This window comes from Nocardia sp. CA-119907, from assembly GCF_050955995.1.
Lineage (GTDB): Bacteria > Actinomycetota > Actinomycetes > Mycobacteriales > Mycobacteriaceae > Nocardia.
In genome coordinates, this window is record NZ_CP192091.1 from 1487872 (window position 1) to 1510031 (window position 22160).

Below are 22160 nucleotides of genomic sequence, written 5' to 3' on the forward strand. Positions count from 1 at the left end.
GTTCCCGGCGGGTCGCGGTCGGCACGGTCGGGCCCGGCACCGTGGCCGATGCGGCACAGTGGTTGGGTGACCGTGCGCAGTCAGGCACTTTTCATCGGCGGTAGGGCCGGGGTCGGGAAGACGACCGTGGCTTTCGAGGTGCACGCGCGGCTTTCGGCAGCGCGGGTGCGGCACTGTTTGATCGAGGGCGACAATCTGGATCAGGCCTATCCGGCGCCGTGGGAGCACGGACTCGCGGAGCGGAATCTCGCTGCGATGTGGGCGAATTACCGTGCGCTCGGATATCGGCGGATCGTGTACACGAACACCGCCAGTGTCTTCGAGAATGTGCTCGGCGAGCTCGTCGCGGCATTGGGGGAACAGCCCGAGATCACCGCGGTCCTGTTGACCTGTGCGGATGCGGCGGCGGCCGAGCGGCTCGCGGGTCGGGAGATCGGCACCGCACTGGACGAGCACATCGAGCGCGGCAAGGTGACGGCCGCGAAGCTGGATGCCGAGGCCCCGGACTGGGTGCATCGGGTCGGCACCGATGGCCGCCGAGTATCGGATATCGCGGCGGAGGTCGTCGGCCTGACCCGCTGGTTGCCCTGATCTCAGCGGTAGGGGTGACTCGTCGAAAGCGGTTGGCGCACAAGGTTTCTTGGTGAGCTCACCGACGAGGAAGGGCAAGATCGACCTCGTATCGCATTCGTGCGGTACGAGGAACACCAACTCAATTCTGGGACGGAGATTCGGTCGCCGCGGTGCGCACTTCGGTGATCGCGCTGACGGCGGTCCGGTCATCGGCCGGGGCGGTGTCGGGCGCCGTGCCACCGGATGTCTCGGCGGTCTCGACATCGGTCCAGCAGGCGGTGGGCTCGGGCATGCCGCGCAGCAGAATATGGTCGTAGAGAGTCCATTTGGCGCGCTCGTGCGCGGCCGCGGCCTCGGTGACCGCGCCGCTCACCAGAATTCGGCGCGGCACCTCTTTCGCCTCGGTGGTCAACCGGGCCGCCTCATTGACCGCATCGCCGATCACCGTGTACTCCAAGCGGGTATCGGAGCCGACATCACCGGCGAACACCGGTCCGCGCGCCACACCGATACCGATATCGAGTTCGCCGGTGGCGATGACCTCGTCCCGGATGCGCCTGGCTGCCCGCAGCGCCGGTGTCGCATTGTCCGGCAAGGCGATCGGTGCGCCGAAGATGCACAGTGCCGCATCACCCTCGAACTTGTTGACCAGACCGTTGTTCTCCTCGGTCGCCGCGACGACGATCGCGAGCAGTCGATTGAGCTTGGCGACGAACTCCTGCGGACGCAGACCGCTGGACAGTTCGACGGATCCGGTGACGTCGACGAACAGCGCCGACACCTCGCGTACGTCGCCGGTCAGATCGAATCCGCCGGCCAGCGCCCGCTCGGCGACCTCGGCGCCGACATGGCGGCCGAATACATCCCGCATCCGCTCACGCTCGCGCAGGTTGGCGGCGAGTTCGTTGACCGAATGCTCCAGCCGCCCGATCTCGCTGGTACTGCCGACCGGTACCCGGACATCCAACTCGCCCTTGGTGATCAGGTCCAGCGCCCGGCGCAGTGTGCGCATCGGCGTGGCCACCGAACGGGCCAGGAAGGCGGTGGCCAGTGCGCCGACACCGAATCCGACTCCGGAGAGGTAGATGGCGGTGCGGATGCGGTTCGGCGCACCGGAGGCCGGATCGGCGAGCACCACGATCAGCATGAGCAGCGGCATGGCACCCGCCACCGCCCAGGTCATGACGACCCGGACGAGCACCGAGGAACTCCAGTGCATCGTGCCGCCGAGGACCCCCGCCACCACCGGGATGGTCGGGCGGATCAGCCGGTCGACGATCAGGAAGGTGAATCCGGCGGATTCGAGGGCGCCGAGGGTGAACAGCGCCGCCGTCACCGCCGCGCTGTTGTGCGCGGTGAGATGGGAGAACATCGAGGCCGCGACGATCACACCGGGCAGCCAGATGGCCAGCGCTCGGATGGTGATGGCGATCGGCAGGCGCAGCAGTCGCTGGGCCTCGTCGACCGTCGGCTTGCGGCCGTCATCGAGCCAGGCGAAGTAGACGGTGCGATCGCGCACGGCGAGCCCGACCCCGACCAGAAAACCCACCACCGGATAGATCGACACCAGTCCGATGATGCGGTGCCAGTCGTCGCCGATCCGGCCGAGAAATCCACTGAGCCACAGCTCGGTGACGATCACCGCGAGCCCGCTGAGATTCGCGGTGATCACCACCGCCGCCAAACCCCATCGCGCCTTCAGCGCCCAGATGACGAGCTTGGTGATCACGGTGCCTCTGCGTCCGCACGCACCGTAACCCGCACCGGCACGCCCGCTCGCGTCGAACCCGGCAGCCACCAATTCCAGGTCCCGAACATCTTCATCAGCGCGGGCACCAGCACCAACCGCACCAATGCCGCATCGATCGCGACGGCCACCGCCAGCGCGAGCCCGATCTGTTTCAGCTCGAGCACGCTCGCGGTGAGGAAGCTGCCGAAGATCGCCACCATGATGGCCGCCGCCGCACTGATCGGGCGGGCGGTGTGCTGCAGTCCCGCCGCCACCGCGTACTCGTTATCGGCCGCGGTGCGCGCGGAACCCTCCCAGAACTCCTTGACCCGCCGGATCAGGAACACCTCATAGTCCATCGACAACCCGAACAGGATGGCGAACACCATGGTCGGCAGGAATACCTGGATGAATCCGGTGCTGTGGAAGTCGAGCAGCGACTCGCCGATGCCCCACTGGAACACCGCGACAGTGATGCCCAGGGCCGCGCCGGTGGCCAGCAGATTCATCACGATTGCCTTGATCGGCAGCGCGATGCTGCGGAAGGCGGCGATGAGGAACACGAACGAGCAGCATAGAACCAGTGCGATCACCAGTGGCAGTTTCCCGGTGATCTCATCGGACATATCGGCGAACTCGGCCGTCACGCCGCCGACCAGGACCTGCGCCGCGGGCAATACGGCGGCCCGGTCGCGGATCTCCCGGACGAGTCGATCGGCGTCGGTGGAATCGAATGACGTCTTCGCCACCACCATGGCGAAGATCCGTCCGTCGCGTTGGATCGGCAGCACCTGTTCGATGCGCGGGTCCGAGCGGAGCGCGGACAGGTAGTCCTGTACCGCGGTGGCCGAGGTGGAACTCAGTGGGGAATCGCCGGGACCGGTCGCGACCAGCGTGATCGGTGCGAGCAGTCCGGGCGCGAAATTCTCCGAGGCGACCTTGCCCGCCTTGCCGGAGGCGGTCTCGGTCATCGCCGCGGTGCCCATATCCATCCCGTAGCGCACGCCGGCCAGCGGTGCGGCCGCCAGGAGCAGCACCACGGTGGCCGCGATACCGAACACCGCGGGTCGAGCCATGACGATCCGGCTCCAGCGCGCCCACCGTCCGCTCGTCGGATCGGTGGCCTCGGCGCCCGGTCGGGTCTCCAGCGGCTGCCACCGCGCGGGCAGCGCACCGCGATTGACCCGCGTCCCGAGCATCGCCAGTACCGCTGGCAGCAGTGTCAATGCCACCGCCAGCGTGGCGACCACCGCGATCGCGACGCCGACCGCGATACCCCGGAACACCGGCGCCCGCACCACGACCAGCGAGCACAGCGAGATCATCACGATGAAGCCCGAGGCGACGATGGTCTTGCCGGCCGTGGCGATGGCGATCCCGCAGGCATGGGCGACACCGGCCGGGGAACTGCCGCCGGGCTTCGCCAACTCCTCCCGAAAGCGACTGACCACGAACATCGCATAGTCCAGTCCGATACCGGTGCCGATCATGGTCGCGACGGCAAGCAGTAGCGAACTCGTGCCCATCACATGCGACAGCAGAAACAGTCCGCCGAATGCGAGCAGTAGCCCGCTCACCGCGACCATCACCGGCACCAGTGCGGCGACCACCGTGCCGAGCGCGAGGATGAGCAGCACGAATGCCACCGGTAGGCCGAGTGCCTCGGCCTGGCCGGAATCGGCCACCTCGATCTGCATCAGATCGTGCAATACCGGCGAGAATCCGGTGATGCCGACGCTCACTCCGTCACCGGAATAGTGGCCCGCGCGTTCCTGCAGTTCACCGGCCAACTGCGCGCGCGCCGGAATCGCGCCATCGATCCCGATGACCGCCATCGCCGCATGTCTGTTCGCCGAGATCTGCGACTTCTGATCACCCTGGAACGGCCCGACCGCGATCCGCACCCCCGGCACACCGCGCAGCTCCGCGACCGCTGGCTCCACGATGGCCCGGTAGGCCGGATCGTCGACGGTCCGCTCGCGCGAATCGAAGACCAGCGCCAGCTGTTCGGCGCCCAGATCGGGATAGTGCGCGGCGAGCAGTTCGGTGATCCGTGTCGAATCCGCCCGGTCGGCGTGGAATTCCATGGCCTCGAGGCGGCCGTTGAGCTGTGGGTAGGCGACCGCGCACGCGGCGATGAGTATCAGCCAGAGCGTGACGACGATGCGCCGGTGCTGTGCCATCGCGACGCCCCAGCGGTAGCCGATCCTCCGATCGCTGTCCGTGTGCCGTCTGCCGGTCTCGATCGTCCGCTGTGCCATATTGCCCCGCCGTCTATCCGTCCCTCGTCCCCAACTCTATTGCCGCAATGGGCAATTCGGCACACCCACGATGGTCCCGGGGGCGGCTCAGCGCAGTACGACCAGCCAGATCGCGGCGTAGTGGCACAGTGCGGCGAGGACCGTCGCGGCATGGAAGAACTCGTGATGGCCGAAGACAGTGGGCCAGGGGTTGGGCCATTTGGTCGCGTAGAGGATCGCGCCGCCGCTGTAGACCAGACCGCCGATGAGCAGCAGGATCAGTGGAGCGATGCCGATATTCGTGTTCAGCTCTCCGGCGACCGGCACGATCGCCCAGCCCAGCAGCAGATACAGCGGCACCCCGACCCAGCGGGGTGCGGTGGGCCACAGCAGTTTCAACGCCACACCGGCCAACGCGCCGAGCCAGACCACCAGCAGCAGCGTCTGCCCGGTCCGTCCCGGCAGCCCGAGCAGTGCGAACGGGGTATAGCTGCCCGCGATGAACAGGAAGATCATCGAATGGTCGGCGCGCTTCATCTGAACGCGCGCATTTGCGGTTGCCCAGGTCACCCGGTGGTAGACGGCGCTGATGCCGAACAGTCCACAGACCGTGAGCCCGTAGACCAGGGTGGACCAGCCTGCCGTCGCCGAAATCGTCGCGGCCGTGGCCACCAGGACGAGCCCCGCGATTGCCGCGATGCCGACCGCCCAGGTGTGGATCCAGCCGCGCATGCGCGGTTTTGTCGGTATAGCCGTGTGCGTGATCATGTCGGGTATCGCATCGGCTGTGCCGATCATTTCGGACACGAGCTACCTCCTAGAAATACCCGCCGGTAACCTACGGTGCCGTAAGTTGTGGGTCATCGGCCACTGTACCGGGTCACCCGCGGTGCGGGCGAGGGCCAGAAGGCATCTGGTGCGGGCCGTCGAGGCGATACGCCGCAGGGAATGCGCGCTCACGGAGGGCGCCGGGAACGCGGCGAATCCAACACGGCGGCGGGAATGACGGGTCCAGAGGTGGTAGCGCGGCGTAACGATGGAGCGCACCGCGAACGCCGCGAATCCGACACAGCCGGTGCCGGGATCGAAGCGGTTGGGCGTAGGGTTGGTCGCCGTGGAGCTTCCGAGTCAGGTGCGTGGTTTGCCCTACCGCATCTACGAGGCCCGGCTGTCCAAGCAGCTGGCGGGCAAACAACATCCCCGGCACGTCGCGGTGATGTGTGATGGTAATCGGCGCTGGGCGAGAGAGAACGGCTTCACCGATGTGAGCCACGGGCACCGGGTCGGCGCGCTGAAGATCGCCGAACTCGTCGGCTGGTGCGCGGACGAGGGCATCGAGATGGTGACCGTCTACCTGCTCTCCACCGAGAACCTGCAGCGCGATCCGGACGAACTGGAGACGCTGTTCGAGGTGATCACCGATGTCGTCGAGGAGCTGTCCGCACCGGAGCAGAACTGGAGCGTGCGCATCGTCGGTTCGCTGGACGGCTTTCCGGAACTGGTCGCCAAGCGACTGCGCACCGCGGCCGAGCGCACCAGCGGACGCGATGGCGTACACGTGAACGTGGCGGTCGGCTACGGCGGTCGGCAGGAGATCGCGGACGCGGTCCGCAAACTGGTCCGCCAGGAGATGGCCGCGGGGGAGACCGGCGAGGATCTGGTCCAGTCGATCACCGTGAACTCCATCGGCCAGCACCTCTACACCTCCGGCCAGCCGGATCCCGATCTGGTCATCCGAACCTCCGGTGAGCAGCGACTTTCCGGATTCCTACTGTGGCAGAGCGCATACTCGGAAATATGGTTCACCGAGGCGTACTGGCCGGAATTCCGCCGGGTGGACTTCCTGCGCGCATTGCGCGACTACGCCGCCCGACATCGCCGTTTCGGTGTTTGATTTGTGGCGCCTGCGGCGCCGCGTGTTCGCGGCCCCCTGGTGTCTCGCGTCCGAGCCGTCGAGACTCGCGACTTCGTCGCATACGCTTCGACGACTCGGACGCGAGACGGGCCGCGAACGTCGCTCGTAAGACTCGCTCCGCTGTGGTTGGGTCGGCGACCTCAGCTGAGGACGAAAAGTGAACCCGCCGTGGGGGGATGGGCTGACGCCTTACATCGACTATGAGCAGTTCGGTCGGCGGTTCCTGGAGTACGCGGCCTCCGAGCAGCGCATTTCCGGCGCATTCGCCCAGTTGACCGGGGCCGCCTTCGATTTCGGGCCGATCGGCGTCGGGCCGGGCAAGCTGGCCAAGGTCGCCGCGCAGGTGCGACTCGGCGAGCCGAAGCTGCATCGGCATGTCGACGACATCATCTCCTTCGAGCTGATCATCCCGCTCGATGTCGATCTGCTGCTCGATCTCGCCGTGGACCGGCATCGCTTCCACGTCCACGGCAATGTCCACCTGCACTTGGCCGTGCGCACCGCCGAACCACTGCGGGTCGTCATCGATATCGCCGAGCCCCGCCCGAGCGATGTCCGCATCAATGTGGCCACCGCCACCAAGCGCGGGCAGCTGCTGCGCATCCTGGCCAGCGTCGACCACGAGATCCGGCGGTTCGTGGCGCGCTATATCGCCACCGAAATCCGCAAACCGCATATCGCGGCGGTCCGGGATATCGATGTCGCGGCTCGGCTGGACGCGGCCTGGAAGCTGTAGTCTCCTCGAGCGGCCGCAAGCGTTCGCCGCGGCTAGAGCTTGCGCAGCCGCAGCCGGTTGATGGTGTGGTCGGCATCCTTGCGCAACACCAGCGTGGCGCGCGGACGGGTGGGCAGGATGTTATCCACCAGGTTGGGCCGGTTGGTGTTGTTCCAGATCTCCTGTGCGGCGGCCGTCGCCTGGTCATCGGTGAAACCGGCGTAGTGGTGGAAATGCGCGTTCGGATCGGCGAAGGCGGTCTGGCGCAGGGTGAGAAACCTTTGCACATACCACTTTTCGATGTCCTCGATGCGCGCGTCGACGTAGATCGAGAAGTCGAATAGGTCCGAGACCATCAACCGCGGACCGGTCTGCAGCACATTGAGACCCTCCACGATGAGAATGTCGGGCTGAGTCACGCAGTGGAACTTGCCCGGCACGATGTCATAGGAGATATGCGAATACACCGGCGCACATACTTCGGCCGCACCGGATTTCACCTCGGTGACGAAGCGCAGCAGTTTTCGCCGGTCGTAACTTTCCGGAAATCCCTTGCGGTGCATGATGCCGCGCCGGGTCAGTTCCGCGGTCGGATAAAGGAATCCGTCGGTTGTGACCAAATCCACACGCGGATGGTGATCCCACCGCGCGAGCAAGGCCTGCAGTACGCGAGCCGTGGTGGATTTTCCGACCGCGACACTGCCCGCGACACCGATCACGAATGGCACCTGTTGATCGGGATGCTTCTCCCCGAGAAAGGTCGCGGTCGCCGCGAACAGCCGTTGACGTGCGGCGACCTGCAGATGGATGAGACGAGCGAGCGGGAGATAGACCTCGGCGACCTCTTCCAGATCGATCTGTTCGCCGAGGCCGCGAAGTCCGATCAGTTCTTCCTCGGTGAGTACCAGCGGAGTCGACTTACGCAGGGTGCGCCACTGTTTCCGGTCGAATTCCACATAGGGACTCGGCTCGCTCATTCGTGCCACTTACCCGACACTCCGTTCCGGCAAACACGCATACGTGATGCGCCGACGGTATGAGATTCGGTCCAGCTCTCGCATAGCCGAATTCTGCTCTGCGTCAACATCGTGTGAAACGCGGGGTGCCCTACCGGGTGGTAACCGGTCGATACGCAGGCCCATTGCGGCTAATGTCGGCGGGCATGGAAGCGCATCCCCTCGTGACCGAGTACCTGCGACTCGGCTTGGCATTCGACCGGCTGGAGGAAGGGTTCGTCGACGCGTATACCGGCGATCCGGCGTTGCGTCGCGAGGTCGAGAACGCGCCGGCACCGCAGCCGCGCGAGCTGGCCAGGCGGGCCGCGGCACTGCGTGCGGCACTGCCCGCCGCCGGGTTGGCACCGGAGCGGACGGAATTCCTCGATGTGCACCTGCGGGCGCTGGAATGTTCGGGACGCAAGTTCGCCGGGGACGATATCGGCTTCGTCGACGAGGTGCGGGCGTACTTCGATGTCGAGATCGCACCGGGGGATGTCGAGGACTATCGCGATGCGCACCGGCAGATGGACGAGGTGCTGACCGGCGACGGTCCGCTCGCCGAGCGGATGACGGCGTTCCGCAAGGCCGATGAGATTCCGCCGGAGCGGTTGCACGTCTGCGTCGAGGCATTCTCGGGTGCGCTGCGGGAACTGGTGCGCGAGCGTTATCCGCTGCCCGACCACGAGCACGTCACCTATGAGGTGGTCGGGGACAAGCCCTGGTCCGGCTTCAACTACTACCTGGGCAACTACCACTCCAGGGTGGCGATCAACTCCGACCTCAAACAGCATATGGCGCATCTGCCCACCCTCATCGCGCACGAGTCCTATCCCGGACATCACACCGAGCACTGCCGCAAGGAGGCCGGGCTGGTCGAAAATGGGCAGGCCGAGCAGACGCTGTTCCTGGTGAACACCCCGCAGTGTCTGATGGCGGAGGGGCTGGCGGATCTGGCGCTGCGCTCGATCGTCGGACCCGGCTGGGGTAAATGGGCGCAGGAGATCTACGCCGATCTGGGGCTGCGCTTCGAAGGTGAACGCGCGGAACAGCTTTCGAACGCATCGGCCAAATTGCTCGGGGTCAGGCAGGACGCCGCACTGCTGCTGCACGATCAGCACCGCGATGCCGACGAGGTCGCCGGATTCCTGCAGCGCTGGAACCTGACCACCCCCGAACGCGCCCGCCAGTCCCTGCGCTTCCTGTCCTCACCGCTGTGGCGCGCCTACATCAGCACCTATGTCGAGGGCTACCGCCTGCTCGGCGGCTGGCTGGACCGCGCGGCCGACGCCGACGATCGCGCCGACCGCTTCCGCCGCCTCCTCGACGAACCCCTCACCCCCGGCGGTCTGCGCGCCAGATGAGCCCGATACCCGCTCAGCTGTGGCGACCTACGCCGTGGTGAATGTGATGCGCACCGAAATCGGATCCGATTCCAGTGCTTTGATCGTCCATGCCGTGGCTTGGGCGGGGATGCGGCCCTTGGCGAAGCTGCGTGCCCGGGCGACCACGTTGTCATCGGGGACGAAGGCGGCGGTGCCGGTGTACCAGCGCTCGCCGTGACGCAGCCGGACCTGCGGGTTCGCGGCGATATTGCGGGCCCAGCCCGCGCGGTGGCCGTGCTGGGAGATGAGCCAGGCGCCCTCGTCGTCGATCGAAACGGTCACCGGAACGCGGCGTGGCTGACCGGATTTCGCGCCGGTGGTCTCCAGTTCGGCGAGCAACGCGGAGCGGATGCCGATCCGATCCAGCAGTCCGACAGCGGGATTGACGAAATAGCGGCCGATGAGGCGTTCGCGCCGGAACTTGCGCACGGTCGCTGCGGTGCTGCGCTCACTCATGGTGTTCTCCTTCGTCGGCCTGCGGGTCCGCTCAGCGGAAGATGACGCAGGTGGTGGTGCCGTGTGCGACCAGACGGTCCTGGTCGTCGACGATTCGGCCTTCGGCGGTGGCGGTGGTGCGGCCGACGTGGATGGTGGTCCCGGTCGCGATCAGGCGACTGCCGGCGGTCGGCACCGCGCGGATGTAGTTGATCTTCAGTTCCAGCGTGGTGTAGCCGACGCCGGCGTCCAGGGTGGTGTGCACGGCGCAGCCCATGACCGAATCGAGCAGGGTCGCGCAGATGCCGCCGTGCGTGGTGCCGAGCGGATTGGCGAAATCCGGGCGGGTCCGCAGCCCGAAGACCACCTCGCCGTGCTCGAGCTGCTCGATCTCCATGCCGAGCAGATCGCCGATGAACGGCGGCCGCCCTTGCGCCGTCATCGCGGTGCGCAGCAGTTCGAGTCCGGACAGCTGGGCCAGGTCGGTCGGTGCCCATGACTGCGCCTCGCCAGCGCTCGGCTCCGTCATGACCACCGATGTGGCTGTGTTGGATGTTCGCTCGCTGCGCTCGCTCATAAAATCCCGTCCTTTCGATGAACCGATCGGTCCACATCTGTCATGATTGGAGCATGAACCGATCGGTTCACGCAACCATGAGTGCGCGAACAATGAGCACAGCCCAGGGAGGACGCCGATGACCGCGGGCCCGCGCGACCGACTGATCGAAAGCGCCATCGAGCTGGTTCGCGAGCAGGGTGTGCACGCCGCCGGGCTCGCCGCCCTGCTCGAGCGCAGCAGTGCCTCCCGGAATTCGCTCTACCAGCACTTTCCATCCGGTAAGAGCCAACTGGTCGAGGTCGCGACCAAGACGGCGGGCGCGCGCCTGGCCGTCGTGATGGACAAGGTCACCGCGAAGGGCGCGCCCGCGCAATGGGCGAGCGCGCTCACCGACTGGTGGCAGCGCGCCCTCACGCGCAGCTCGTTCAGCACGGGCTGCCCCATCGTCGGTGCCGCCCTCGCCGAATCCGAACCGGGTGTGCAGGCGGCGGCGGGCGCCGCCTTCACCGACTGGACCGACCGGCTCGCGAGCGCATTGTGCGATAACGGTCTATCGGTCGAGCAGGCGCGGTCACTGGCCGGATTCGTGATCAGCGCACTGGAGGGTGCCATCATTCAATCCCGGGCGCTGAAATCCACTCGGCCCCTCGACGACGCGCAGATCCACCTCACCGCGCTGTTGCGGTCCGCCGTGCCCGATGCCTGACGCGCGGGCCGGCAGAGGCGTATCGGCACGTCGCGTACCCACGGATAAGATGGTCGGACGCGACTGGCGCACTCGAGGTGGAAGCAACCACCGGGAAGCACCCTCGCCCCGCACCGCGCGCCTGGGTGCCGGGCTCAAGGGCTTCGGGGTGCGCACCCCGGGGCATCCGGACCACGGAGGTTGCGATGCACACCGAGACACAGAACCCCCTGATCGACGCGGCGCGGACGGCCAATAGACTCGATCAGGTGACGCAGACGACCGCCTCTGTCAATACCCAATCTCTCGGTGAGCTCGATCCCGAGGTCGCGGCCGCGATGGCAGGCGAACTCGCCCGCGAACGCGACACCCTCGAGATGATCGCCTCGGAGAACTTCGTGCCGCGCGCGGTGCTGCAGGCGCAGGGCAGCGTGCTCACCAATAAATACGCCGAGGGCTATCCGGGCCGCCGCTACTACGGTGGCTGCGAGCACGTCGACGTCGTCGAGACCCTCGCCCGCGACCGCGCCAAGGAACTCTTCGGCGCCGAATTCGCCAATGTGCAGCCGCATTCCGGCGCACAGGCCAACGCCGCGGTGCTGATGGCGCTGATGGAGCCGGGCGACCGGCTGCTCGGCCTCGACCTCGCGCACGGCGGTCACCTCACCCACGGCATGCGCCTGAACTTCTCCGGCAAGCTCTACGAAGTGCACTCCTACGGGGTCAGCAAGGAAGACCACCGCATCGATATGGAGGAGCTGCGCAAGACCGCGCTCGCCGCACGTCCGAAGGTGATCGTCGCGGGCTGGTCGGCCTACCCGCGGCACCAGGACTTCGCCGCGTTCCGGGAGATCGCCGACGAGGTCGGCGCCAAGCTGTGGGTCGATATGGCCCACTTCGCCGGTCTGGTCGCCGCCGGTCTGCATCCCTCGCCGGTGCCCTACGCCGATGTGGTGTCCTCCACCGTGCACAAGACCCTCGGCGGTCCACGCTCCGGCCTGATCCTGGCCAAGCAGGAGTACGCCAAGAAGCTGAACAGCTCGGTATTCCCGGGGCAGCAGGGCGGCCCGCTCATGCATGTGATCGCCGCCAAGGCCGTGGCGTTCAAGATCGCCGCGAGTGCCGAATTCAAGGAGCGTCAGGAGCGCACCCTGTCCGGTGCGAAGATCCTGGCCGAGCGGCTCGGCGGCGCCGATGTCAAGGACAAGGGCATCAGCGTCCTCACCGGCGGCACCGACGTCCATCTGGTGCTCGTCGACCTGCGCAACTCCGAACTCGATGGCCAGCAGGGTGAGGATCTGCTGCACGAAATCGGAATCACCGTGAACCGCAATGCCGTTCCGTTCGACCCGCGTCCGCCGATGGTCACCTCGGGCCTGCGCATCGGCACCGCCGCGCTGGCCACCCGTGGCTTCGGCGATGCCGAGTTCACCGAGGTCGCCGACATCATCGCCACCGCGCTCGCGGGTGGTGCCGATGTCGACGCGCTGCGCGCCCGGGTCAGCAAGCTGGCGCGGGAGCTGCCGCTCTACAACGGTCTCGAGGACTGGCGTCTGCTCGGCTGATCACAGTTCGTTTCGACTCGCCTGGGAATTCGGCTCCGCGCCAATAGCAAACCTGCGGTTGTGTGCGCGCTGACCGGGTTTCCAGGCGAATTCGTTCGGTGCGTGCCCGGTCGCGGGGACGTATGTCGCAGCAGTTGTGTCAAGGGCGGATTGCGCTTACCTTTGTCGGTGAATATCCGGCAATGGGGTTGAATGGTGAAGCGTCAGTACGTATTCGGTGTGGGTATCGCGGTGTTCGCGGCGGCGATGCTCGGGGTCGGTGCTCCGGTGGCAAGCGCCAAGGAGGTAGCGCCGGGCGTCAGTTGCAGTGCCGACCTGTGCGACAACGACACCGATGAGGTGTACCGCGTGACCGGCTACGGATATTGCGATGGTGAGTTGAACGCACTGACCCAGTCACTCCAGCCGCACTCCACCGAGCGGATCACCTGCCTCGGTGGCGACGTGGTGGAAGGTTTCTCGGCCACCGGCGCATACGTCTCCAACTTCCCCGGGTAGACCAGGCCCTCGAGAGCGCTGGTTCCCGGCCGCGTCGGCTTCGTGAACTCCGTTGGCGCAGCCGACGCTGATTCAGTGCTACAGAGTTAGCGTGCGGCCGGGGTCGAGAATGTGCACGGTCGTATCTGGGGCGACGTCTGCGCTGGCGTCGCGGTAGAGGTCGGGGCGGTTGCGCGTGGCTTTGGTCATCAGCCGGTCGCCGAGTGGGCCGCTGCTGAACGCGTAGTGGATGGGGACGGCGAGGCGGGGGCGCAGCGCGCGCGTCAGATCGGCGGCCTCGGCGGCATCCATCACAACCTGGTGATTGAACGCCGGGCGGATACGCAGGCCATTGATGGGGAGCAGGGCCAGATCCAATTCCTTGAAGCGGTTCGCGATTTCGTCGAGTTCGGCGATGCGGAGGGTATCGGCGCCGAAGAAGACGGTGTGGCCGTCGGCGCGCAGTACGAAGGTGACCTCGGGTATGCCGTGACCAGCAGGCGTTGCGGTCACCTCGACAGGGCCGAGATGTGTTGTCTGCCAGGGATCCAACTCGACGACATTGCGAAATCCGGCCGCCCGCACCCGTTTCGCGAGGCCGCGCACGACGGCGAACGGCACATTCTTGTCCGGGTAACTCTGTAGCGCGCCCAGGTCGCAGTGGTCGTAGTGGGCGTGGCTGATCGCGATGCCGGCCAGTTCCGGGAGGTCGGCGGCGGTGGCGATGCTGCGCGGCTCGCCCTGGTAGTAGAAGCGGCGTTCGGACAGCCACGGATCGGTGAGGATGCGGGCGCCGCCGAAATCGAGCAGCACGCTGGCGTGGACGACACGAGTCGCGGTGACGGACATGGCGTTTCCTAACAAGACGGGTGTCTGCTTACGTTGTCAGTTGACACCCGTCTTGTTAGCCTGTCAAGGTGACGGCGAAGAAGAGCACCGTTAGGGATCGCAACCCCCGCGGCGCGGGCGGGCGTCTGCGCGCGGAACTGGTGGCGGCGGCGAGTCGCCTGCTGGAAACATTGGACGGCCAGGAATCGCTATCGCTGCGCGCGGTCGCGCGGGCCGCGGGTATCGCGCCGCAGAGTGTGTACCTGCACTTCGCCGATCGGCGGGAACTGCTGACCGCGGTATACGAGGTCCGATTCGCCGAACTGCGCGCCGCGCTGTCGGCCGCGTCGTCGGCGGACGGCCCCACCCGCCTCACCGAAATATGCCGCGCCTATTGCGAATACGGCCTGCGGAATCCGGGCCACTATCGGGTGCTGTTCGGCACGGCGGGCACCCCGGGATGGGAACCCACCGATGCCCAGATGCCCGGCCTACCGCTGTTCCGCCTACTGGCCGATACGGCCGAGGCATGTGGCAGCGTCGACCCGACCGCCACCGCCAGCTGCCTCTGGGCCGCCATGCACGGCCTGATCACCCTGCGTCAAGACCGGCCCAGCTTTCCTTGGCTCGACCTGGATGTTCTCATCGACACACTGGTGGCGGCCCATCTGGCTGCCGCTCGAAAGTAGCCATCGAAGCAGCTGGGACGGAACAGGTCCGGGCAATGCCCGCCCGCCGCGATTCCGTGGCGGGCGTGTTGTCATCGGTCCTGGATTCGGTTCGACGAATTCAGGATGGCAGTTGAATGCCCTTGGCGGCGGCCAACTTCGCGATCTTCTCCATCTCGTCGATGGCGACCGCGACATAGGCGCGCAGCTGGCCATCGTCATCGCGGCGCAGCAGGTATTCGTAATCGCTGTCGGTCAGCAGATTGCCTTCGACGTCGTAGAAGTGCCAGCGGACATGCAGGCGGGTGATGCGGTCGGTGAGATCGACATGCTCGAGCACTGTGTGATCGACGCTGGCCAGGCCGAGCGCCTGATAGAGCGGATAGGACTGCTCGAGGCCCTTCGCCATCTCGGCGGTGGTGGCGACGGATCCCACGAAAGCGTCGGTGACCATGGTTCCCGGCGCACCCCACTGCGCGACCGAACGCTGCGCGTCGAACGCGCTCAACGCCTCCTGATACTCGACTAGATAGGATTCGATTTCCTCGGCGGTTGTCATCCCATAAACCTATCGAGCGCCCAACTTGCCATGAACCACATGGGTATTCCCACCGCGGTGCGGGCCATCGGGCACGCGGATCCTATTGGTCCATGCGGGCTTTCGCGCGGACGATGGACTCGTCGAGATACCGCGTGATGTCGGCGCTGCTGGCTGGGCGAATCATCAGGGCGCGGTTGGCGGGGACCTCGCAGTAGCGGCCGTCCCCGGTGTCGATCCACCGGATTTTGCCGGTGCGCAATGGCTCGGCATTGCGGGCACCGACCAGGACGGTCGCGATGCCGCTGGTATCGCAGGGTTGGCGCCAGAAGCGGCGGTAGCGGTCTTGGATGGCGCGGGCGGGGGCGTTGCCGAAGAGGTCGGGGCGGTCGTCGTTGAGATCGTCCAGGAGGTAGCTTTTTTCGGCCGCGGTGCCGGGTGTCGGATCGGGGAGCAGGCGGATCAGTTCGGTGGCGAGCTGGTCGGCGCGGACGCGGCGCAGCCGCACCCGGCCGCCGTCCGGTGCGGGGGCCTGCAGGGCAATGACGCCGGGTCCGCTGCGGGTGGCGCAGCCGATGGCGCGCATCTCGACCGCGCCGCGCGTGTTATCGATGCCGAACAGTTCGATGCGCCACTCGGGTCGGGCGAGCACCTGCAGGGCGCGCTGTAGCGGCGCGTGGTCGGCATGAGCCAGTTCAGCCAGGAATTTTCGCTGGTAGGCACGATATTCGTGGAGTCCGGGGAAACGGCTGGTGAAGCGAAACGGAAAGGGCATGCGATCCAGGCCGGTACCGAACCAGGCCGCCGCGAACTGCTCGGCGGACAAGGTCCATTGCGTCATCATTGCGCCCCGAGCACGGGCGGTACGGTCTTTTCCACTTCGCCGATGAGCTCCTCGCCGTGCTCCTCGGTGCGCAGGTACGCCGCCGCCTTGTGCTCGCCGTCCTCTCCGCGTCGGGCACGGGCCCCTGGCGGAAACATCCCGGAGTACCCGGCGGCCCCTGGCGCGCCCACCCGACTCGGCGTACCGGTTGTGGGTTGTGTGGTTGCCGCTCCCGGAGTGGTGGTTCCCGGGACCGACTTGCCGGGACTCGGTGTTGTCGCGCCGCTCCCGGATGCGCCGCTGGGATTCGGGGAAGTAGCGGAGGGACTCGGACTCGCGGTGCCCGGCGTGACTCCGGCCGAAGTGACGGTGATCGGCGAGGTCGGCTGCGCACCGATCGTCGTTGGCGTGGTCGTGGTCGTGGCGGTATGTGTGGTAGCGGGTGTGGTCTGCCAACCGCTCTGCTGCGTCGGTGAAACCGATTGTGGAGCAACGGCTTCGGTCTTTCCCGTGTCGGCCGTCTTACCGGGCTCCTCCGCCGTACCGGACTCCTCCGTCTTGGCGGGCTCCTGCGTCTTACCTGTGTCCTCGGATCTGCTCGGATTCCCCGCTTTGCTCGTATCCTCGGTTTTCCCCGGCTCGGTCGTCTTACCCGAGTCCTCCGTCTTACCGGGCCGACCCGACCCGGTATCGGTTGGCGATATCCCGGGAACGACTCCGGGCACCACCCCCGGCACGGAGATCGGATCGACCGGCGGCGGCAGCGTCGGAATCGTCGGAGCGGTATTCCCGTACGGCTGGATGTACAGGGTGCTCATATCGTCGCGAGCCTGTTCCTCCTGCGTATTCCGCAGTTCGGGCCCACGCGGATTGTTCGAGGTCGGCACCACCGACGGCACCGCCACCTTGAACCGCGCCGCCGCACTCGCGGCCGACGACAGCGGTGCCGACTGCTGATCCAGCGACTCACCGAGCTCGGCGACCCGTGTGGCGTAATCCCGGATGGCGCGAACCGCCCGGTCCGCGGCGGCGCCCTCCCAATGCTGTTCCACCGCTTGCTGAATCGCGGTTTCGAACTGCTGACCCGCCTTGGTCACCGCCGTCGCGATGGCCGACCAGGCGTCGAACGCGCCGTCCAGTCCGTCCGGATTCATCTGGTCGGCCGCCTGTTTGATCTCCGCGTGCGAAAAGTTCTGCGCGTTCTCGGGATTGGTGATCGCGCGGCCGTCCGTCTGTGCTGTCATGGCCGACCCAGCCCCTTCCGTCAGTGCCGTCTGACCTTATAGACGCACCCGACCCCGCCCCGGTTCCATCGAAACACAGCCGATCTCGCCGCGCCAGACCGTACGGTCCGCCGAAGGTCGGGTGGTGCCGGTGTCAGTTCGCATCCGCGGCCGCGACCAGCGCCGGGTAGTCCGGAAGCTCGATGGTCTTGACGTTCTCGGTCATTTTCAGCATCTTGTCGAACATCCACGAGTGCAGGAACCAGTTGCGGAACTTGATGCCGAGCGCGGTCTTCGGCGCGAAGAAACGCCCCGCATTGCTGTAATCCGCGAGCTTGGTGAGCGAGCGCATGCGCTCGTCGTAGCGTGCGAAGGCCGTCGGGTAGTCGCCGTCGGCGAGTGCGAGTTCTCCGGCGATGATGTAGGCGCCCTGCACCGCGAGTCCGGTTCCGAAGCCGCCCAGGGTGTTTCCGTAGCCCGAATCGCCGACCAGCGCGACCCGGCCCCGGCTGTAGCTCTTCATCTTGCGCACCATGCTGATCGAGTCCAGGAAGAAGTCGTCGAACTCGGCCATTTCGGCGAGCATGCGCGGCGCCTCCCAGCCGACGTCGGCGAAGGTCTCTTTGATGATGCGGCGCTGCGCCTCGGTGTCGTCACGGGAGTAATCGAGTTCGGGCGAGGCGAAGATGTAGAGCTGCTGGGCCTTCGAGCCGCCGGTGATGACGCATTTGCCCGGCTCGTTGTAGCCGTAGGCGGTCATCCGCTCGGGGGTGCCCTCGGACTTGGTCGCCCACGGGCTCGCGCCCGCGACGCAGTAGTAATGGCCGAGGTGCTTGACGAATTCCGGCTCCGGCCCGAACGCCAGACGCCGTACCCGCGAATGGATTCCGTCGGCGCCGAAGACCAGATCGAAGGAGCGCGGCGCGCCCTTCTCGAATTCGACCCACACACCGTCGTCGGTCTCGGTCAGTGCGCTGATCGAGTCGCCGAATACGTATTCGCAGTCCTGGTAGGTCTTTTCGTACATGATCCGGGCCAGATCACCGCGCAGGATCTCCACATCGCCGCCGGTGAAATCCCCGGAGATGAGGGCCTGCTGTTCGCCCGCGGCGTCGACGATCGCGATATCGGTGGTGCCGGTTCGGTGCGCGTAGATCTCGTCCAGAATGCCCATCCGCTCGAGTACCCGGTGGTGCGTCTCGCCGGTGAAGTCGACGGCCTGACCGCCGGGCCGCAACTGCGGCGCGCGCTCGACCACGGTTACCTCGAATCCGTAGCGGTTCAGCCAGTAGGCGAGGGCGGGGCCCGCGATGCTCGCGCCGGAGATGAGAACGGACTGGTTACGCATGGTGTCTCCTGATGTCGGTATCTGCGTCCGGCGGAATCTGTATCCGTAGGACACGAATTAGAGTATGGTAGACACAGTTACTTGTCAACGCGCTTTCCGGAAGGATGTGCAGATGCCGTCACCGACCACCGTCGAGCTGCTCTGGGGCACCCAGCAGCGACCCAAACGCGGGCCGAAGCCCGCGCTATCTCTGGAGGGGATCGTCGCGGAGGCCATCGCCCTCGCCGATGCCGAAGGTCTGGCGAATCTGTCGATGCAGCGCCTGGCCGAACGCCTCGGCTTCACCAAGATGTCGCTGTACCGGTATGTCCCCGGCAAGGAGCAGCTCACCGCGCTGATGTTCGACACCGCCATGGGGCCGCCGCCGGATATGGCCGCGGCGCAGGCGGATTCGACCGAAGAACCGTGGCGCGGCGCGCTGCGCAGCTGGGCCCGGACGATATTCGAGCGCTACATCGCCCATCCCTGGGCGATCGAACTCACCACCGGACTGCGTCCCATCGGACCCAATGAGATGGGCTGGACCGAGGCCGCGCTGGTGGCGCTCAAGGACAGCGGACTGAACGGATCCGAGCGACTGGACACCATCGTGCTGCTCAACGGGCATGTCCGCAGCCTGGCCCAGCAGGTCGACTCAACCGGCGGCGGCGATGCGGTGGCGCAGTTCAACGAGCAGTTCGCCGAGATGCTGACCGCGGCGGGCGACCGCTATCCCGAGGTCGTCGCGGCCTTCGCCGAGGAGGCGTCCGCGACATCCGCGCCGCCCTACGCCGGGGGTCCCAACGACGCGTTGAATTTCGGTATCGCCCGTGTGCTCGACGGCCTGGCCGTGCTCATCGATCAGCGCCGACACGAATCCCGGTGAGCTGCGATGGGCACTGTCGAGCGCCACGGCGGCGGCCTACGCTCGGAATATGAGCGAAGAACTCGAGCTGGAGCAGGACGCGATCACCACCGTGCGGGAGTTCTTCGCCGCGCTGGAGCTCGGCGCCGTCGAGGAGGCGCTCGACCTCCTGCACCCCGACGTCGTCTGGAAGAACACCTCGCTGCCGACCGTCGGCGGCGGTCTCACCCGCCGCATTCTGCGCGGCCTGAATCGCGACACCATCGGCTTCGCGGCCGAGATGCGTCACATCGCCGCCGACGGTGACATCGTGCTGACCGACCGCACCGATATCCTGCGCGTCGGCTCGGTGCGGATCGCGTTCTGGGTCTGCGGCACCTTCGAACTGCGCGACGGCCGAATCATCCTGTGGCACGACCACTTCAGCTGGGAGAACTTCCTGCGCGGGACCGTCGTCGGACTGGTCCGCGCCGCGCTGCCCAACCGGTGACGCGGCGTCGCGGCGAGCCGAATGGCGGCTGCTCGGAGCGCGCGTTCGACTCGTCGCGCGGTCAGGAGTGCTCGGCCAGGTAGTCGAGGTAGTACGGCCGCAGCACCTCGGCGATCCTGCCGTCGCCCGCATGGATGTAGTCATCGATCATCGGGACGACGTACTTGATATCGGCCTCGCTCTCGCCGAGATCGCCCGCGGCGGCCTCGGCGGCCGGGATCGATTTCAGCAGCCGCCACAGGTATTTGATGTCCGCGCGCCGCACCGCGAGCCGGACCGCCCGGTCGTGCAGCTCCTTGGACGACAGCTTCTCCAACTCCTCGTTACCGGCCATACCTGCGACTCTATCCGGTTCCCCAATCAGGGGTTAACGACAAATTCACGGACACGCCTACCTGTGCCCGAGCGGAGACCGGGCAGTCGGCGGTAGCGTCGGTGGTGCGGGCCGCGTCGGTGTGGCTCGTACGGGAGGTCCTGAACCGTGACTGAGCTATTCAGTACGAGAGGGCCGGCACCCGGCCCTCTGGGCATCTGACGCAAGTCGGATCCCATCGGGACGGACCGGTCCAGCGAGATCGTTCGTGCGGGTGCCGCGCGAACACAAAGGAGCCCACCGTGACTGCTGCACGCTCCGTTCCCGCTCCCTCGGCGCACTCCAGCTCCGCGAAAGGCGAAGCCGCCGCGAAGGGGGCCCGCCCCTCGCATTCCCAGAAATACGGTGCCAAGTCCTTCGTCATCGACACCTCGGTTCTACTGTCCGATCCCTGGGCTTTCACCAGGTTCGGCGAACACGACGTCGTATTACCGCTGGTCGTGATCAGCGAACTCGAAGGCAAGCGCCATCACCACGAATTGGGCTGGTTCGCGCGGGAAGCCCTGCGCAACCTCGATGATCTTCGTCTGCAGTACGGCAGGCTGGATCAGCAGGTGCCGATCGGCACCGAGGGCGGAACGCTGCAGGTGGAACTCAATCACACCGATCCCGCGGTACTTCCGGTCGGATTCCGCACCGACACCAATGACTCCCGCATCCTGGCCTGTGCGCTCAATCTGGCGGCCGAGGGCCGCGAGGTATTGCTCGTGTCCAAGGACATTCCCTTGCGCGTCAAGGCGAGTGCGGTGGGTTTGCACGCCGACGAGTACCACGCCCAGGACGTGGTGACCTCCGGCTGGGCCGGAATGGTGGAGATCGATGTCTCCAAGAACCAGATCGATCAGCTCTACACCGAAAGCGTGATCGATCTGGACGAGGCGCGGGAACTGCCGTGCCACACCGGGATCCGGTTGCTCGGCTCCAGTTCCAGCGCGCTCGGCCGGGTCACGCCGGACAAGCGGGTGCAGCTGGTGCGCGAGCGCGAGGCGTTCGGACTACACGGCCGCTCGGCCGAACAGCGCATCGCCCTGGATCTGCTATTGGACGAGAGCGTCGGCATCGTCTCGCTCGGCGGCCGGGCCGGCACCGGCAAGTCGGCGCTGGCGTTGACCGCGGGATTGGAGGCGGTGCTCGAGCGCCGCACGCAGCGCAAGGTGGTGGTGTTCCGTCCGCTGTACGCGGTCGGTGGGCAGGATCTCGGCTATCTGCCGGGATCGGAGAGCGAGAAGATGGGCCCGTGGGCGCAGGCGGTCTTCGACACGCTCGACGGGTTGGCCAGTCGCGAGGTGATGGAGGAGGTGCTCAGCCGCGATATGTTGGAAGTCTTGCCGCTCACCCACATTCGCGGTCGCTCGCTGCACGATTCGTTCGTGATCGTGGACGAGGCGCAGTCGCTGGAACGCAATGTGCTGCTGACGGTGCTGAGCCGACTCGGCACCGGATCGCGGGTCGTGCTCACCCATGATGTGGCCCAGCGCGACAACCTGCGGGTCGGTCGGCACGACGGTGTCGCCGCGGTGATCGAAAAGCTCAAGGGGCATCCGCTTTTCGCGCACATCACGCTGACCCGTAGCGAACGCTCGCCGATCGCGGCACTGGTGACCGAGATGTTGGAGGAGTACGGCCCCAACGCCTAGCAGCACGAAACCGTACCGGCAAAGAGCAAATGCTCAGCGTGTGTTTCACCTCACAACCGAGCGGGTAATATCCGCGCGATAACCTGTTCAGCACCGGCCCGGCGATTCCCGTGTG

At 66.5% G+C, this 22160-nt stretch carries 23 protein-coding genes and 1 riboswitch; of the genes, 11 read left to right on the plus strand and 12 right to left on the minus strand.

All coding sequences use genetic code 11. The features are described 5' to 3' along the window. The first annotated feature begins 66 nt into the window (after window positions 1-66). Window positions 67-591 (plus strand): ATPase, encoded by a 525-nt coding sequence (locus tag ACQP2D_RS06790; RefSeq protein WP_433682857.1) that lies wholly within the window; start codon window positions 67-69, stop codon window positions 589-591. Between the two features lie 121 nt (window positions 592-712). Here the strand turns inward: ACQP2D_RS06790 and ACQP2D_RS06795 are convergent, their stop codons facing one another. The 3 genes from ACQP2D_RS06795 to trhA form a co-directional block, all read right to left on the minus strand. Next, window positions 713-2302 carry an adenylate/guanylate cyclase domain-containing protein gene (locus ACQP2D_RS06795; protein WP_433682858.1) on the minus strand — a complete coding sequence of 530 codons (1590 nt, stop codon included), beginning with the start codon at window positions 2300-2302 and terminating at the stop codon, window positions 713-715. Then, window positions 2299-4563, minus strand: coding sequence for an MMPL family transporter (locus ACQP2D_RS06800; RefSeq protein ID WP_433682859.1), 2265 nt, complete (start codon window positions 4561-4563; stop codon window positions 2299-2301). The genes ACQP2D_RS06795 and ACQP2D_RS06800 overlap by 4 nt, the downstream gene beginning before the upstream one ends. Before the next feature lie 87 nt (window positions 4564-4650). Continuing rightward, window positions 4651-5340: a PAQR family membrane homeostasis protein TrhA gene (trhA, locus tag ACQP2D_RS06805; protein ID WP_433685556.1), complete on the minus strand. Its 690-nt coding sequence runs from the start codon at window positions 5338-5340 to the stop codon at window positions 4651-4653. Between the two features lie 307 nt (window positions 5341-5647). Between trhA and ACQP2D_RS06810 the strand changes: the two genes are divergently transcribed. Next, the gene (locus tag ACQP2D_RS06810; RefSeq protein ID WP_433685557.1) at window positions 5648-6436 is read left to right on the plus strand and encodes an isoprenyl transferase; all 789 of its coding nucleotides are present in this window, start codon (window positions 5648-5650) and stop codon (window positions 6434-6436) included. A gap of 178 nt (window positions 6437-6614) precedes the next feature. Further along, a complete protein-coding gene (locus ACQP2D_RS06815) occupies window positions 6615-7193 on the plus strand; it encodes a hypothetical protein (protein ID WP_433682860.1) in 579 nt (192 codons plus the stop codon). A 32-nt stretch (window positions 7194-7225) separates the two neighbouring features. Here ACQP2D_RS06815 and coaA read toward each other — a convergent pair whose 3' ends face one another. After that, entirely contained in the window at window positions 7226-8158 is a 933-nt protein-coding gene (coaA, locus tag ACQP2D_RS06820; RefSeq protein ID WP_433682861.1) for a type I pantothenate kinase, read from the minus strand. 176 nt (window positions 8159-8334) lie between these two features. Between coaA and ACQP2D_RS06825 the strand changes: the two genes are divergently transcribed. Next, entirely contained in the window at window positions 8335-9531 is a 1197-nt protein-coding gene (locus ACQP2D_RS06825; RefSeq protein ID WP_433682862.1) for a DUF885 domain-containing protein, read from the plus strand. 27 nt (window positions 9532-9558) lie between these two features. Here ACQP2D_RS06825 and ACQP2D_RS06830 read toward each other — a convergent pair whose 3' ends face one another. Both ACQP2D_RS06830 and ACQP2D_RS06835 read right to left on the minus strand, forming a co-directional pair. Continuing rightward, window positions 9559-10008 carry a nitroreductase family deazaflavin-dependent oxidoreductase gene (locus tag ACQP2D_RS06830; protein WP_433682863.1) on the minus strand — a complete coding sequence of 150 codons (450 nt, stop codon included), beginning with the start codon at window positions 10006-10008 and terminating at the stop codon, window positions 9559-9561. Between the two features lie 31 nt (window positions 10009-10039). Further along, window positions 10040-10516 (minus strand): PaaI family thioesterase, encoded by a 477-nt coding sequence (locus tag ACQP2D_RS06835; protein WP_433685558.1) that lies wholly within the window; start codon window positions 10514-10516, stop codon window positions 10040-10042. A gap of 166 nt (window positions 10517-10682) precedes the next feature. Between ACQP2D_RS06835 and ACQP2D_RS06840 the strand changes: the two genes are divergently transcribed. From ACQP2D_RS06840 to ACQP2D_RS06850, 3 genes are all read left to right on the plus strand, one after another. After that, window positions 10683-11252, plus strand: a complete 570-nt coding sequence (locus tag ACQP2D_RS06840; RefSeq protein WP_433682864.1) for a TetR/AcrR family transcriptional regulator — start codon at window positions 10683-10685, stop codon at window positions 11250-11252. 49 nt (window positions 11253-11301) lie between these two features. Beyond that, window positions 11302-11386: riboswitch (ZMP/ZTP riboswitch) on the plus strand. Between the two features lie 114 nt (window positions 11387-11500). Then, complete coding sequence (gene glyA, locus ACQP2D_RS06845) at window positions 11501-12796, plus strand: serine hydroxymethyltransferase (RefSeq protein WP_433685559.1); 1296 nt, start codon at window positions 11501-11503, stop codon at window positions 12794-12796. A gap of 192 nt (window positions 12797-12988) precedes the next feature. Further along, a complete protein-coding gene (locus ACQP2D_RS06850) occupies window positions 12989-13294 on the plus strand; it encodes a hypothetical protein (RefSeq protein WP_433682865.1) in 306 nt (101 codons plus the stop codon). Window positions 13295-13372: 78 nt separating this feature from the next. Here the strand turns inward: ACQP2D_RS06850 and ACQP2D_RS06855 are convergent, their stop codons facing one another. Then, window positions 13373-14122, minus strand: a complete 750-nt coding sequence (locus ACQP2D_RS06855; RefSeq protein ID WP_433682866.1) for an MBL fold metallo-hydrolase — start codon at window positions 14120-14122, stop codon at window positions 13373-13375. Window positions 14123-14190: 68 nt separating this feature from the next. On the opposite strand from ACQP2D_RS06855, the gene ACQP2D_RS06860 reads away from it, so the two are divergent. After that, window positions 14191-14790, plus strand: coding sequence for a TetR/AcrR family transcriptional regulator (locus tag ACQP2D_RS06860; protein ID WP_433682867.1), 600 nt, complete (start codon window positions 14191-14193; stop codon window positions 14788-14790). Window positions 14791-14890: 100 nt separating this feature from the next. On the opposite strand, the gene ACQP2D_RS06865 is transcribed toward ACQP2D_RS06860, so the two are convergent. The 4 genes from ACQP2D_RS06865 to ACQP2D_RS06880 all read right to left on the minus strand — a co-directional run bounded on the left by ACQP2D_RS06865 (window position 14891) and on the right by ACQP2D_RS06880 (window position 18701). Further along, window positions 14891-15328 (minus strand): hypothetical protein, encoded by a 438-nt coding sequence (locus ACQP2D_RS06865; protein WP_433682868.1) that lies wholly within the window; start codon window positions 15326-15328, stop codon window positions 14891-14893. Between the two features lie 82 nt (window positions 15329-15410). Then, entirely contained in the window at window positions 15411-16148 is a 738-nt protein-coding gene (locus ACQP2D_RS06870) for an ESX secretion-associated protein EspG (protein ID WP_433682869.1), read from the minus strand. Continuing rightward, window positions 16148-17374 (minus strand): PPE domain-containing protein, encoded by a 1227-nt coding sequence (locus ACQP2D_RS06875; RefSeq protein ID WP_433682870.1) that lies wholly within the window; start codon window positions 17372-17374, stop codon window positions 16148-16150. Before ACQP2D_RS06875 ends, ACQP2D_RS06870 begins: the two co-directional genes overlap by 1 nt. A 133-nt stretch (window positions 17375-17507) precedes the next feature. Further along, window positions 17508-18701, minus strand: coding sequence for an FAD-dependent monooxygenase (locus tag ACQP2D_RS06880; protein WP_433682871.1), 1194 nt, complete (start codon window positions 18699-18701; stop codon window positions 17508-17510). Window positions 18702-18813: 112 nt separating this feature from the next. Between ACQP2D_RS06880 and ACQP2D_RS06885 the strand changes: the two genes are divergently transcribed. Both ACQP2D_RS06885 and ACQP2D_RS06890 read left to right on the plus strand, forming a co-directional pair. Beyond that, entirely contained in the window at window positions 18814-19566 is a 753-nt protein-coding gene (locus ACQP2D_RS06885) for a TetR/AcrR family transcriptional regulator (RefSeq protein WP_433682872.1), read from the plus strand. A gap of 49 nt (window positions 19567-19615) precedes the next feature. Then, complete coding sequence (locus tag ACQP2D_RS06890) at window positions 19616-20035, plus strand: limonene-1,2-epoxide hydrolase family protein (RefSeq protein WP_433682873.1); 420 nt, start codon at window positions 19616-19618, stop codon at window positions 20033-20035. Window positions 20036-20096: 61 nt separating this feature from the next. Here ACQP2D_RS06890 and ACQP2D_RS06895 read toward each other — a convergent pair whose 3' ends face one another. After that, on the minus strand, window positions 20097-20369 hold the full coding sequence (locus tag ACQP2D_RS06895; RefSeq protein ID WP_354951591.1) for a hypothetical protein: 273 nt from the start codon (window positions 20367-20369) through the stop codon (window positions 20097-20099). A gap of 401 nt (window positions 20370-20770) precedes the next feature. On the opposite strand from ACQP2D_RS06895, the gene ACQP2D_RS06900 reads away from it, so the two are divergent. Further along, complete coding sequence (locus ACQP2D_RS06900) at window positions 20771-22045, plus strand: PhoH family protein (protein ID WP_433685560.1); 1275 nt, start codon at window positions 20771-20773, stop codon at window positions 22043-22045. Window positions 22046-22160 lie beyond the last annotated feature (115 nt).